The 14,286-nt window shown below is 70.6% G+C and carries 7 protein-coding genes; 6 read left to right on the top strand and 1 reads right to left on the bottom strand.

Annotated elements, in window-relative coordinates; genetic code table 11:
- Positions 1-21 precede the first annotated feature (21 nt).
- The 3 genes from ABZZ04_RS17080 to ABZZ04_RS17070 all read left to right on the top strand — a co-directional run bounded on the left by ABZZ04_RS17080 (position 22) and on the right by ABZZ04_RS17070 (position 5,843).
- Positions 22-2,070 (top strand): APC family permease, encoded by a 2,049-nt coding sequence (locus ABZZ04_RS17080; RefSeq protein WP_356933013.1) that lies wholly within the window; start codon positions 22-24, stop codon positions 2,068-2,070.
- Between the two features lie 154 nt (positions 2,071-2,224).
- Entirely contained in the window at positions 2,225-3,544 is a 1,320-nt protein-coding gene (locus tag ABZZ04_RS17075; protein ID WP_356933012.1) for a class I SAM-dependent RNA methyltransferase, read from the top strand.
- A 271-nt stretch (positions 3,545-3,815) separates the two neighbouring features.
- Positions 3,816-5,843, top strand: coding sequence for an N-6 DNA methylase (locus ABZZ04_RS17070; protein WP_356933011.1), 2,028 nt, complete (start codon positions 3,816-3,818; stop codon positions 5,841-5,843).
- An 82-nt stretch (positions 5,844-5,925) separates the two neighbouring features.
- Here the strand turns inward: ABZZ04_RS17070 and ABZZ04_RS17065 are convergent, their stop codons facing one another.
- Positions 5,926-7,437: a serine/threonine-protein kinase gene (locus ABZZ04_RS17065; protein WP_356933010.1), complete on the bottom strand. Its 1,512-nt coding sequence runs from the start codon at positions 7,435-7,437 to the stop codon at positions 5,926-5,928.
- 177 nt (positions 7,438-7,614) lie between these two features.
- Between ABZZ04_RS17065 and ABZZ04_RS17060 the strand changes: the two genes are divergently transcribed.
- Genes ABZZ04_RS17060 through ABZZ04_RS17050 form a run of 3 tightly spaced genes read left to right on the top strand, consistent with a single transcriptional unit; the run spans position 7,615 to position 14,265 of the window.
- Entirely contained in the window at positions 7,615-9,384 is a 1,770-nt protein-coding gene (locus tag ABZZ04_RS17060; protein ID WP_356933009.1) for a PD-(D/E)XK nuclease family protein, read from the top strand.
- Positions 9,381-10,571 (top strand): hypothetical protein, encoded by a 1,191-nt coding sequence (locus ABZZ04_RS17055; protein WP_356933008.1) that lies wholly within the window; start codon positions 9,381-9,383, stop codon positions 10,569-10,571. Before ABZZ04_RS17060 ends, ABZZ04_RS17055 begins: the two co-directional genes overlap by 4 nt.
- On the top strand, positions 10,564-14,265 hold the full coding sequence (locus ABZZ04_RS17050; protein WP_356933007.1) for a hypothetical protein: 3,702 nt from the start codon (positions 10,564-10,566) through the stop codon (positions 14,263-14,265). Before ABZZ04_RS17055 ends, ABZZ04_RS17050 begins: the two co-directional genes overlap by 8 nt.
- Positions 14,266-14,286 lie beyond the last annotated feature (21 nt).

The following is a 14,286-nucleotide window of genomic DNA, read 5'->3' as shown; positions in this document are numbered from 1 at the left end:
GGAACGCTTACGATCCTCAGCGTGTCCAAACTGACCGACGTGCCCAAACGGATCCTGATCGGGCGGGCGCTGCGCAGCGACAAGCTGGGAGAAACGCTCCTCCCCAAGCGCATCGCACTCCCCGTCTTCGCATCCGACCCGCTGTCCTCGGTGGCGTACGCGCCCGGAGAAGTCCTCCTGGTGCTCTCCATCGCGGGTGTGTCGGCCTACAGCTTCAGCCCCTGGATCGCGCTCGCCGTCGTGGTGCTGATGTTCACGGTCGTCGCCTCGTACCGGCAGAACGTGCACGCCTACCCGAGCGGTGGTGGCGACTACGAGGTCGCCACCACCAACCTCGGCCCCAAGGCCGGCCTGACCGTGGCCAGCGCACTGCTGGTCGACTACGTGCTGACCGTCGCCGTGTCGATCTCCTCCGGGGTGGAGAACCTCGGGTCGGCGATCCCGTTCGTCGTCGAGCACAAGACGATGTGCGCGATCGCGGCCATCGTGCTGCTGACGCTGATGAACCTGCGCGGCGTCAAGGAGTCCGGCAAGCTCTTCGCCATCCCCACGTACCTCTTCGTGGCCGGCGTCTTCATCATGATCGCCTGGGGCGCGTTCCGGGGCCTGGTCCTCGACGACACCATGCACGCCCCGACCTCGGGCTACGAGATCAAGCCGGAGCACGAGGGGCTGGCCGGCTTCGCGCTGGTCTTCCTGCTGCTGCGGGCCTTCTCCTCCGGCTGTGCCGCCCTCACCGGCGTCGAGGCGATCAGCAACGGCGTGCCCGCCTTCCGCAAGCCGAAGAGCAAGAACGCCGCGACCACCCTCGCGATGATGGGCCTGCTGGCCGTCACCATGTTCTGCGGCATCATCGGCCTGGCCATGGCCACCGACGTGAAGATGGCGGAGAACCCGGCCAAGGACCTGATCGACCACGGCGTCCCGGTCGGCGCGGACTTCGTCCAGGACCCGGTGATCTCGCAGGTGGCGGCCGCCGTCTTCGGCGAGGGCACGTTCCTCTTCGTCGCCCTCGCGGCCGCCACCGCACTCGTCCTCTTCCTGGCCGCCAACACCGCGTACAACGGCTTCCCGCTGCTCGGCTCGATCCTCGCGCAGGACCGCTACCTGCCCCGGCAGCTCCACACCCGCGGCGACCGGCTCGCCTTCTCCAACGGCATCGTGCTGCTGGCCGGCGCGGCGATCCTGCTGACCTGGGTCTACGGGGCGGACTCCACCCGCCTCATCCAGCTCTACATCGTCGGCGTGTTCGTCTCCTTCACCCTCAGCCAGACCGGCATGGTCCGGCACTGGAACCGCCACCTGGCGACGGAGAAGGACCCGGCCAAGCGCCGCCACATGGTGCGCTCCCGTGCGATCAACACCTTCGGGGCGTTCTTCACCGGCCTGGTGCTCGTCGTCGTGCTCGCCACCAAGTTCACCCACGGCGCCTGGGTCGCCCTGCTCGGCATGGTGATCTTCTACGGGACGATGACCGCGATCCGCCGGCACTACGACCGGGTCGCCGAGGAGATCGCCGCCGACGAGACCCCGTCCGACGAGACGATCCGGCCCTCCCGGGTCCACTCGATCGTCCTGGTCTCCAAGCTCCACCGGCCCACGCTGCGCGCCCTCGCCTACGCCAAGCTGATCCGTTCCGACCGGCTGGAGGCGCTCTCCATCAGCGTCGACCCGTCCGAGACCAAGGCGCTCAAGGACGACTGGGAGCGGCGCGGCATCGACATCCCGCTGAAGATCCTCGACTCCCCGTACCGCGAGGTGACCCGCCCGGTCATCGACTACGTGAAGGGCCTGCGCCGGGAGAGCCCGCGCGACGTGGTGAGCGTGTACATCCCGGAGTACGTGGTCGGCCACTGGTACGAGCACCTGCTGCACAACCAGAGCGCCCTGCGCCTCAAGGGGCGGCTGCTGTTCACCCCGGGCGTGATGGTGACCTCCGTGCCGTACCAGCTGGAGTCCTCCGAGGCCGCCAAGAAGCGCGCCAGGAAGCGCGCCGAGTGGAACGCGCCGGGCTCGGTGCGCCGGGGCCCCGTGGAGCGCAGGCCCAGGGAACCCGGCAGCAAGGTCTGACCGCCCCTTTCCGCCTCCACCCGTGTTCCGCGCGTGGTAAACGGCCGGACGACACCGACGTAGAATCGTAGGTTGTTGTCCGGCCGTTCCCCTTCGCCGTCCCGGCCCGCTGTTTCCCCTCCCGTTTCCCCTTGAGCTCTGGAGCCACCCCCTCATGCAGAACGAACCCACGTCGTCGCTGGTCGGGGAGGAGTACGAGGTCGAGGTCGGGCCCGTCGCACACGGCGGGCACTGCATCGCCCGTACCTCCGAGGGCCGGGTCCTGTTCGTACGGCACACGCTCCCCGGCGAGAAGGTCGTCGCCAGGGTCACCGAGGGCGAGAGCGACTCCCGCTTCCTGCGCGCCGACGCGGTCCGGATCATCGAGGCGTCCAAGGACCGGGTCGAGGCGCCCTGCCCGTACGCCGGTCCCGGCAAGTGCGGCGGTTGCGACTGGCAGCACGCCAAGCCGGGCGCCCAGCGCCGCCTCAAGGGCGAGGTCATCGCCGAACAGCTCCAGCGCCTGGCGGGCCTCACCCCCGAGGAGGCGGGCTGGGACGGCACCGTCATGCCGGCCGAGGGCGACAAGCTCCCGGCGGGCGAGGTACCGGCCTGGCGCACCCGCGTCCAGTACGCCGTCGACGAGACCGGCCGGGCCGGCCTGCGCAAGCACCGCTCCCACGACGTGGAGCCCGTCGACCGCTGCCTGATCGCGGCCCCCGGCGTCACGGAGCTCGGCGTCGAGAAGCGGGACTGGCCGGGCATGGCCTCGGTGGAGGCCATCGCCGCCACCGGCTCCCACGACCGCCAGGTCATCCTCACCCCGCGCCCGGGCGCCCGGCTCCCGCTCGTCGAGCTGGACAAGCCGGTCTCCGTGATGCGCGTCGACGAACGCGACGGCGGCGTCCACCGGGTGCACGGCCGCGCCTTCGTCCGCGAACGCGCCGACGACCGCACCTACCGGGTCGGCTCCGGCGGCTTCTGGCAGGTCCACCCGCAGGCCGCCGACACCCTCGTCCGCGCCGTCATGCAGGGCCTGCTGCCCCGCAAGAACGACACCGCCCTCGACCTGTACTGCGGCGTCGGCCTGTTCGCCGGCGCCATCGGCCAGCGCATCGGGGAGAAGGGCGCCGTCCTCGGCATCGAATCCGGCAAGCGCGCCGTCGAGGACGCCCGCCACAACCTGAAGGACCTGGACCGGGTCCGCATCGAGCACGGCAAGGTCGACCAGGTCCTCCCGCGCACGGGCATCACCGAATGCGACCTGATCGTCCTCGACCCGCCCCGCGCGGGCGCCGGCAAGGCAACGGTCAAGCACCTGTCCTCCCTGGGCGCCCGCCGCATCGCCTACGTCGCCTGCGACCCGGCCGCCCTGGCCCGGGACCTGGCGTACTTCCGGGACGGCGGCTACCGGGTACGGACGCTGCGGGCGTTCGACCTGTTCCCGATGACGCACCACGTGGAGTGCGTGGCGATTCTGGAGCCGGTGAAGTAGGGGCTCTGACCTGCGATTTCGTCGGTGGGCATGATGTGCCTCGCGGACGGTGCACCGCCGCTTTTCTGCGCCCCGGCGGAGTCGTTGAGGTCGGCGCACACCCACACCCTCATACGCGGTGTAAGCCTGTGAACAAAGTCAATGCGTTAGCCTGGCCCGGGAGTGGGAAGGCGCGAGGGGCTGCCTGCTCAAGTGCTTGCGCAAGCCGACACTCCGGTTCCGCTCGGCCGACGCCTCTGGAGAAGTGATGACCTCGCCCCCCGTCGTACCGGTGACCCTGGCCGAGATCGCCCGGCTCGCGGGGGTGGGGCGAGCCGCCGTGAGTAACTGGCGCCGTCGGCACGACACTTTTCCGCCGCGGATCGGCGGCGCGGACACGAGCCCGCACTTCTCCCTGACGGACATCGAAAAATGGCTCAGGAACAACGGGAAACTGGGCAAGACCACGAGCCGCGAATGGCTCTGGCCCCGGTTCGAGGCCTTGGGCGACCGTGACGAGACAGGGCTCGCCATCGCCACCGTGGGACGGCTGCTCGCCCGCGGGGAGAGTGACGGCGGCGGGTCAGACGGTGCCGGTGCGGGTCCGGTGCGGGCCGCCGTGGAGCTGGGGCGACGCGAGGATTCGTACGACATCCTCATGTTTCTCCTGCGCCGCTGGCTGGATACCCATGTACGCCAGATCACCACCACCCCCGAGCCGCTGGCCGATCTCATGGCCGATCTGGCCCTGCGGACGCGTGGGCCTTTTGCCGGCGAGCACCCTGGGGATCCCCTCATGGCGCTCGACCCCGCGTGCGGAGCGGGCCATCTGCTGGCCGCCGCCGCGAAGGCCGTCCCCACCACGCTGAATCGCCCTGCCGCGCTGCTCGGTTGTGACCGCGATCCGGTGCTCACAGCTCTGACCGACGTGCGGCTCGCACTGCTGCCGGGCCCCGAGACGCCGGGGCCCGCGCCCGTGATCGCGCCGGGGGACTCCCTCCGCGCGGATCCCCTCATCGGCGCACAGGCGGACATGGTGCTCTGCAACCCGCCGGCCAACGAGCGGGACTGGGGGTACGAGGACCTTGCCGCGGATACCCGGTGGGTGCATGGCACTCCGCCTCGTACCGAGCCCGAACTCGCCTGGGTGCAGCACTGCCTGGCTCGGCTCCGCCCAGGCGGCAGCGCGGTCCTGCTGCTGCCGCCGACCGTGGCCGCGCGCAAGGCCGGACGGAGAATCCGCAGATCGCTGCTGCGCACCGGGGCCCTGCGGGCCGTGGTGGCTCTTCCGCCCGGATCCGCCGCGCCGCACAGTCTGTCTCTGCATCTGTGGGTGCTGCGGCGGCCTGCTCCGGGGGAGAGCCCGCAGGGCCCGGGGGAGTTCTTGTTCGTCGACGCCGCCGCGCGGTTTCCCCGGTCCACCTCTCGGGACGGCGGTCCTGAATGGGGTGAACTCGGAGCCTTCATCCGGTCCGTCGTCGGCACGGCCGGCGGGGGAGCCGTGGCCGGGGCATTGAGCGAACAGGCGGCCGAGGACTCCGGCGCGACCGCCTGGGCTGCGGCCGTCCCTGTCATCGACCTCCTCGACGACGACGTGGACCTCACTCCTGGCCGCCATGTCACGCCGGCTTCGGGGCACGTCGGACCCCGGCTCGCGGACTCCTGGAGCGAGGTCGGCGAGCTGCTCGACGGTCTCCGGACCGAAAGCGCCTGTCTGGCTGCCCTCGAACTCGCCCGCGGTACGGAGGATCAGCCGAGCGCGACCGTCGGCGAACTCGCTCGGGCGGAGGCGCTCACCCTGCGCTCGGGCCGCCTTCCAGCCGAAGCGGCCGTACCGGAGCCCGGGCACGCGCGAGTCCCGCTGCTGACCATCTCCGATCTGCTGCTGGACGAATCCCCCAGTGGGTGGGTGTATCCGGATGACGCCGTCGTGGTGGAACCCGGGGACGTAGTGGTCGTCGGTGTGTCCAGGGAGTTCTCGGCCTGGGTCCACGAAGGCCCACCGATGGCGGTGGGCCCGCAGATCCATGCGCTCCGGGTCGACCCGGATGTACTCGACCCCTGGTTCCTGGCGGGTTCACTCAAGGCGCCGGCCAACGCCCGCCACGCCGGCACCCATGCGTCCAGTTCTTCCCGGATCGATGTGCGCCGGCTCCAGGTGCGCCGGATTGATCTGTCGGAGCAGCGGCGGTACAGCGACGCGTTCCGGCACCTGGCCGCCTTCGAGGGACTGGCCGAACGCTTGCGGATCGTCGCCAAGAGGATGGGACGGGATCTCGGAGACGAACTCGCGGCGGGCCGTCTGGCGTACGGGGAGTAGACCGGGCCCTGGGGGAACGGAGGTCTACCAGGGGGATGCCGGGCCAGGTCGGGCGGTCCGGATCCGGCCCGGCCCAGTGACGTCATTCCCGCTCGGCCGCCGTGCTGGAGTCCGACCCGCCGTCCTGCTCGGCGAGCAGTTCGGAGATGCGGTCCGCCACCTCGCGGCGTTCCGTCTCCAACTGACTGGCGTACGGTTCGGGCAGCGACGCCGCCAGGTAACCGGCCTCGGTGACCACGTCTACGGCCGCTGCGATGTTTCCGTCGGACTCCAGCCGGCACCGGGCGGCGCGCAGACCGAACACCGTCCGGTCGGCCCGCTCATGAGGGCCTTTTCCGGGTACCAGCTCGTCCGCGATGCTCTGGTACCGCTGCGCGGCGGAATCGAACTCTCCCGCGAGCCAGAGCCCCCCGGCGGTCAGTTCCCAGACCTTCCGGACCAGCGGGCGGCGCCCCCACTGCTCGCGAACGCGGGAAGTGAGCCCGGCGAGTTCATCTACCGCGCCCCCGGGACCTCCCTCCGTCAACTCCCGCTCGGCCGCCGTGCAGAGCAGCGCGATCGCGTCCGGGTCCAGCCATCCCGCCTGCTCGTCTTCCACGGCGCTCCGGATCGGCTCCCGCTGGGGTGACTCATCCGGGTCCAGGGCCGTCTCGGGGCACCGGAAGGGGCGTGTGGGGTCGTGCAGGATCTGTGGCAGGGGCTCGGGGTCGCCGGGCCTGGGGGTGAACTCGTCCAGGACATCGAGGATTTCCCTCATGGTCGGGCGCTGTTCCGGCTCTTTGGAGAGCCCCCGGAGTACCAGCTTGTCCAAAGCGTCGGGGATCCCCGCCGCCAGATCGCCCGGGCGCAACGGCATGTTGCGCAGATGCTGGCGCTCCACCGAACCGTCCCGTTCATTGGCTACGAACGGGGGTCTTCCGGTGAGGAGTTCGTAGAAGACACAGCAGAACGAGTAGACGTCCCAAGCCGCGGTGGCCTCTTCGCCCTGGATCTGCTCCGGCGCCTGGTAGCCCCGTGTGCCGAGGGTGGAACCCGGCTGGGTGAGGGTGGACTCGATTCCGAGCTCTTTGCCGATGCCGAAATCGATCAAGAACCCTACGCCCCGCTCGGAGATCATCGCGTTGTCCGGCTTCAGATCCCGGTGGAGCACACGGAGCTCATGGGCGTGGACGAAGGCGGCGGCGATCTGCGCGGCGGCGGAGGTGGCGACCAGAGGTGTGAGCGGTGCGTACTGGTTCAGGAAGGCTCGCAGATTGATCCCCACCACGTAGGACATGACCAGGTAGGGGACACCGTGATGTGTTCCGAAGGCGTACTGCTCGGGGATGTTGGGGTGCCGCAGGCGGGCGAGGAGTTGTGCCTCGCGAGAGAACCTGACGCGCCGAAAGTGAAGTTCGTCCTCCCGGTCCCGGGGGTCGAGCTGAAGGAGATCCTCGGAATCCAGCCGCAGAAACTTCACGGCGACCTGTCGACCGTTCGTCCGGTCGCGGGCCCGCCAGATCTGGGCCATTGCTCCCTTGCCTGCCGGATCGACCAGCTCGTAGCACTCGCCGATCAATTCCCCCGCCCGTACGTCCTCCCAGTCCGCTTCCACTCTCTGCGCCCCTCTGTATGCCCGAATGCCCTGCCTGAAGGCGCAGCGTACCGTGTGCCGGATGTGGTCGATGACATCCAACGACTTAGTTCACAAGCTGTGCCACACTGTTCGAGTGCTTCGGTGGCCGTGTCCCTCGGTGCCACTCCGTCCGTGCCGCCCTGAGCAGGGGGAACCATGGAGAATCCGCCCGGAACCACTGGTGAGAGCTGGCTGGTCAAGGTCAGCACCACCCACGCCCGGACCGACCCCCATGCCTGTCCGTCCCATCTGCGCACCGCGGTCCGGCCCCTGCTCAGCGCGGAGACCCCGGATGCCGCCGGAGCGCCGCTTATACCCCTCATGGGTGAACGGCCCAAACCTCTGGAGGACTTCGGCGCCGGCCCCCTGCTTGCCGCGCTGGACCTATGGGAGCACGAGCACTGGCAACCCGGGCGGGTAGTCGAGGAATTGCGCCAGACATCTGGCGCGTTCCGTGGCCGCAGCGCACCCGCGCACCCCTCCCTCATCGCGTGGACCATCCAAGCGTTCGAACGTTATGTCGCCGCCCGTACGCGGGAGCAACGCGCCGCGCAGGCCGCGGGGTTGCCCCCCACCGTCCCGGTACGGCTGGACTGGACCGCGCGCACCGCGCTCCGGGAACACCCTGACGGCCGGGGCGCCCGGCAGTACGAGCACAAGACCTGGGGCCGCCAGTACGCTTCTGCGGACGGCGCGGTGAGGGATCTGTGGATCCCCTCCTTCGGCCGTGCGAAGCCCGACCGTCCAGCGGCGGAGAAGGCCGCGATCGCCTATGTCGTCGCACAGGGCCTGCCCGCCCGGAGGCGTGCCCGTCAGGCTCGCCCGCCGGAGACCCCCCTGGTGAATCCCACGCCACCGGATCGGGTGCGGGTCTTCGACTTCGGCTGTGCGGACGGCAGTGTCACCCCCCTGCTCGACTGGGGGCCGGACACCGTGCGCGAGCGGTTCGGGCGGGATGCCGCACCTGCCTTCGTCGCCGCCGCCACCGGCACCGGGGTACGCCCAGGCGCCAGTTGTGTCGACTGCAAGGTCATCGGGCACTGTGCCGAGCTGCCGCGCACTCCGCAGCTTTGGGGGCCGTTTCGGGGCGCCGCGCCGTTCCGTGCCAGGCGCCGTTCCATCTCCGCCTGGGACCTGCGACTTCATGGAGACTGTCCCGCCCAGTACCACCTCGTGCGCCGGCTGTATCTCAACGACCTGACCCCCGAGAACCCCGGCGCGCGCCGGGGGCGGGTGGTGGACGCCGTGCTGAACGCGCGGCACGAGCGGCCTCTCCCCGCCGGCTGCCGGGAACTTCCCCAGGCGCATGAGGGCATGCTGCCCCCGGGGCACTCGCTGGAGGAGCCGCTGGCTCTGAGCGCCCTGCGGATGCTGGATGAACACCGGGCGCTCTGCCCGCTGGACGGGCTGGCTCAGGACGAGAAGGTGCTGCCGCAGCACCAGGTCACGGCGTATATCCCCGAGCTGGACGTCGTCGTCCTCGCCGTGCCGGACCTGCTCCACACCCGGAGGGGGCGGTGGATCTGGCGGGAGACCAAGACCGCCGCCGCGCCCCTGTGGGAAGGCCGCCCGCTGCTGCGGGCCTTCCCTCAACTTGCCTTGGCCGTGCTGCTGTTCGACAAGGGGGCCGTGGGCGAAGGGGCGCGCCGCGGCCGTGTCGAGCTGGAGCATCTGAGGGAGGGCGCGGGGGAGAGCCGCCTCGAAGCCATCGATCCCAGCCGCCCTGCGACGGTGGCGGAAGCCCAGGAGGTGATCGCGGATCTCGCCGAGCCTCTGCTCCGGGACACCTCGTACGAGCCTCGCACAGGTCGCCACTGTCACACCTGCCAAGTGCGTACCTGGTGTGCCCCCGGCACCGCGTACGTCTCCGCCTCCCCGCCGGCCTCCGTTCCCGACGCCGCGCCGGGACCGGTCGAGTCGGCGTGAGTGATGACGCCGGGACGATTCCGGACTGGCTGGAGAACCCCGACGTGGTCCTGCTCCGCGACGTCGCCACGGCCGTCGCGCGGCTGGACGAGGTCGGCCGGCTGGACTCCTTCGCCCTTCCGTACCCTCCTGACGCTCAGCGCGCCTTGGACCGGCTGGTCCTTGCCTGTCTGCGCAGCGGGGCGCAGCCGCCGACGGGGGTGCCGGAGATGATCGGCTGGTGCCGGACCCGCCCCTTGCGGAGCTGGCCCCTCGACGCGCTGCCTCTGGATCTCTTCAGGGGGGACAACCGGCTCATCGACCCGCACTCCGGGAGGCCGACACAGCTTTGCGGCGAGCTCGAGGTCAAAGGGTTCGGGAACAGCACCGGCCGCCAGTACGCCCAGCTGGTGATCGGCGAAGCCATGAACGCCTGCCGCGCGGCGAACGTTCCCGAGTCGTACACGGCGTTCCGGCGGCTGCTGGTCACCCGGCCCGTGCTGACCGAGGCGGAGTGGCCCGACGTCAGCACGGACCTCTACCTCGAACCGGTCCAGTTCCTTGTCGACGAGGTCTACGCGCCTGTGCCGGCGTGCCATGGCAGGGACGGCGTCGGCCTCGCCTGCGACCGTTGCCTCACGCTGCTCGTCCCCTTGGTCGACGGCGGCTGGTGGTGCGAACGCGAACACTGCCGGCGCCTCGGCTCTCCTCCCCCCGGCCGGCGACTGCCCGCCGATGAAGTGGGGGGACTGTGGCAGCTCCGGCGCCCGCTCCGGCAGTTCGTCACCGGGCCAGGGCACGCCGAGGTGGATCTGGAGAGGAAGCTGCGCCGTCTCGGCCTCGCCGTCGAGATGTGGCCCGGCTACGACGCGTACGACCTGAGGATCACCTTTCCCGACGGCCACGTCTGGGCGATCGACGTGAAGGACTGGACCCACCCGGGGTTTCTGGGCCGTGCCGCCGGCACCGTGCGGCCCGAGCCGCCGTACGACGAGGCGTGCTGGGCCGTGCCGCAATTCCGGGTCCGCGAGCGCGGCGACTACCTGGAGACCTTCGCCCGGGAGCGCCCCGCGCACGCGGCCGGGCTGTGCCTGCTCACCGACGACCAAGTAGTCGAGGCCGCCCGGAAGCGGCTGCGCGGCGAACGAGGCCCGGACGCGCGCATCGCACCGGAGCCGCACAGGAGGAAGGGGACGGATCGTGCGTGACCGCAGCGGCTGGTACCAGCGGCTGGTCAAGGACCTGAGGCCCTGGCCCACGGAGTACCGCGGCATCAAACCCGCTCTGCTCTGCCAGGTCGAACTGGGCCTGCGGCTGCTGGAGACGCTGGGGCCCGGACGGGCGGCGGACGGAGTCTGGGTCCTCCTCGGCGGCTACCCCTTCGCCTCCGCCGCCGGACTGGTGAGAACCCCCGAAGACCAGCTCGCCCTGACGGCGGCCCGCCACCTCCTGTGGCCCATGAGACGACGGCGCCTGTGGCAACAGAGCCTGGAAAGCTACCAGCAGCTTCCCGAGCAGCTGCGCGGCTACCGGGTTCCGGCCGGTGGCGGACCCGCACGCCGGGTCGCGCACCCGGTGGCCGCTCACCGCTTCGATGTCTACGACAACGCGCTCGGACGGGTCCCGGACTTCGCGACGAATCCGCTTCCGTACGCCGGGGAGGGAGCACATCGTTTCAAGGAGCAGCGCCGTTATTCCTCCGTCACCATCCCTCCGGAGTTCGTGTTCGATCCCCCGCCGGGGCACAACCTCGTCGCTCCCCGCCCCGGCCCCGGCGGCCCCATCGAGGTTTCCCTTGCCGAACTCGAGGACACCGCGAGGTGGATGGAGGCGCGGGAGCTCCAGCTCGGGAGGCAGTCCGGCCAATGGTGTGAGCGGCTGGCCAGTCTCGAACTGGACGTCCGTACGGCGGACGGAACGGACTTCGAGAAGGCAGAGGCGCTCGCCTTGGACGGGCTGACGCACCTGGTGGGCATGGTCGGCGCCGGGAAGTCGACCCTCATGATCCTGCTCGCGGTCTGGGCGCATCAGCGGAATCTGCGCACCACTCTGCTGGTCGGCGATGTCGCCGAGCAGCTCAGCCAGACCCAGCTTCTTCAGGGGCTCGGTCTGCGGGCGGCGCTCGTCCAGGGCGCCACCACCCGGCCCAAGCACACCCAGCGCCTGCACCGGCGGCTCGCCGCACGCGGCAAGCGCTCGCTGCTGGACCACACCGACCCGTCCTTCGCCCACTTGAGCACGGCCTGTCCGCTCGACGCGCTGCGCGCCCTGGAGACCGACGCGCCACTGCGCTTCGCCGACGCGCCCTGCGGCTCCTTGCATCCGGTGGATCGTCGTGCGGACGAACCCGACCAGGAGGAGGGCGCGCGGTCGCACGCCGCCCGTGTCACCCGGGAACTCCGGTACGCCCGGGGCGTGCGCCCGGTCGGCGCCACCGGCGCCGGCGCCGAGCCCGGCGATGCCGAGGAAATGGAGGACCCGGGGAAGTCGCACGCCTGCTCGCTGTGGAGCGTCTGCCCCCGTCATTCCTCCTCGCGCGACCTCGTGGACGCGCTCATCTGGGTCGCCAACCCAGCGAGCTTGGTCCAGACTTCCGTGCCGCGGCAGCTCAACGCCGAACGACTGCGGTATCTGGAACTCGCCTGTCTGCGCAGCGACATCATCGTCGTGGACGAAGCCGACCGCGTTCAGATGCAGCTCGATCAGACGTTCGCTCCCACGGCCACGCTGGTCACCACAGGTCCTGAATCGTGGCTCGACCGGCTCCAGACCCATGAGATCGCCGAACTCTCCCGGCAGGGCCGGCTGCAACTCTCCGATCAGGATGTCGAACGTTGGTCGGCCGCTCTGGATGTCGTCGGCTCCGCCGCCGATCGGCTCTACGCCATGCTCATCGACACCCCGGCCCTGCGGAAGTGGGCCCAGATCGACTACTTCAGCCCATGGACCCTTCAGGAACGCCTGCTCAACGCCTGGTATCCGCCGCCCCAACGGGCCCTCGAGGACGACGACACGGTGGACGAGGCCGCACTCTACGACGACGAGGAGGCCCTGCATCGTCCGTCCGAGGCCACATCCGTTGTGGAGGACACCCCCTGGGCCGCCCGCCGGGACCGGCTCACCAAGGTCTTCGATGTCTTCCGTGATGACCCCCTCGGTGATCGTGGGCCGTACGGCACCTTCGCCGACGACCTGGCGAGGCTGGCCCACGACGTCCTGCACACGCTTCAGGAGAAGCGGACGCGCGGGCGCGTGCGAGCCCTGCTCGACGCCCTTCTCGACGGTGCGCCCAGGCCCTTCGAGCGACCGCCGCTTCCCGGCGAGGTACCACAGGACGAATCCGAGTTCACCGAGGAGTGGCTCGAACTTCAAGCGGAGAGACTGGAGTTCACTCTGGTACTTGCGGCCCTGCACCAGCGGCTCGATCGGGTGACCTTCCTTTGGCCCCAGGTCGAGGCAGCCCTGCGGCTCGACCCCGGAGAACACGAGCTGACCAGGCGCCCGCCCCTGGACTACGCACCCCTGTTGCCCGAGTCCCCCATGGGCAATGTGCTCGGCTTCCAGTTTCTGCTCGACGAGCGCGACAGCCGGGACGGACGGTGCACGGGCACCCTTCGCTTCTTCCGGTGCGCCGGGGTGGGCCGCGAGCTCCTTCTCTCCATGCCCCGGCTGGGCGCGGACGCCGACCGGGGCACGACGGGCCCGAACGTCCTGCTCATGTCCGGGACCAGCTGGGCGGGAACCTCCACCCGGGCCCACGTGGTCGCACCCGTCCAGGCGGTGCTCAAACCGCAGCCGGAGGCACTGCGCTCGATCGGCGAGTCCCTGTTCCGCACCGAGTTCATGTACGACGACGCCGGGCAGCCCATCCGTATCTCCGGGCAGAACCCGGAGACGCGAGAGGCAGTCCTGCGCCTGCTCGTGGAGAAGCTGGCACGCTCCCCTCGGGACCGCACCCGTAGCCCCCTCCAACGCGAACTGGCACAGATTCCCGATCCGCGTCGTCGACGAGCCCTTCTGCTCGTGGGCAGCTATCGGGAGGCCGCGCTGGTGGCCGCGACGCTCTCGGAGATGTCCGCCTGGCGGGAACGCGTCCGGGTGCTCGCCGCGGACGACGCCGCGCTGGAGGCCTCCCTCGCCGCAGAGGCGCGCTCCGCGGGAGCGGCGACGGCGCCCGTCGTGCGCCGGGGTGATCTGGCCGAGTTCGCGGCCGACAAGAGTGCCCAGATCCTGGTCGCGCCCCTGCTCGCGGTCGAACGCGGACACAACATCCTCACCCCTTTCCAGAGCCCCGGCGAGGAGCGGGTGGCCGCGTTCGGCACCGTGTTCTTCCTCGTTCGCCCCCACCCCCGCCCGGACGACCTCTTCCTCTCCGTCTTCGCCGTCAACGACTGGGCGGCGCGGTTCGTCCGCGACCAACCCGGGCTGGCCGAGGGCACCTTCGCCGGACTGGTCGGCGACGGGGCGGATCTGGACGGAGCGGGCAGCGCCTTCCGTACGGCCGCGCGGGGTGTGTGGCGCCGCCTGCTCTCCCGCTCCTACATGTACTCCAGGCTGTCCACCCCGGAGAAGGAGTCGTTCGCCTGGGATCAGCTGGTCACCCTCTGGCAGGTGATCGGCCGCCTGGTCCGCGGCGGGGTTCCCGCCAGAGTCGTCTTCGTCGACGCCGCGTTCGCCCCCCAACTCGCGGCGGCCGGTGGCCGCGCGACCGACCAGCGCCGACCGCGCTGGCAGAACGATCCCGGCCTGCTGGTCCGCCTGCGCGACGTGCTGGCCCCCTACTTCGCCGAAGACCCCGGAGTCTGCGCCGACCCCGCCGATCCATCCCTGGTCAGGCTGCTCTACCGGCCGCTGTACAACGCGCTGTGCGGGATCGACACCTCGCCGCCCAGAGACCGCTGACCCACGACGGACAGACACCGG

Source organism: Streptomyces sp. NPDC006435 (assembly GCF_040612315.1).
Classification (GTDB): Bacteria; Actinomycetota; Actinomycetes; order Streptomycetales; family Streptomycetaceae; genus Streptomyces.
This window is presented reverse-complemented; position numbering and strand designations above follow the sequence as displayed.

What these genes read in the sequence shown, in the direction of transcription:
- ABZZ04_RS17075 (WP_356933012.1), top strand. Translation starts at nt 2,225, where the DNA reads ATGCAGAACGAACCCACGTCGTCGCTGGTCGGGGAGGAGTACGAGGTC.
- ABZZ04_RS17060 (WP_356933009.1), top strand. Translation starts at nt 7,615, where the DNA reads ATGGAGAATCCGCCCGGAACCACTGGTGAGAGCTGGCTGGTCAAGGTC.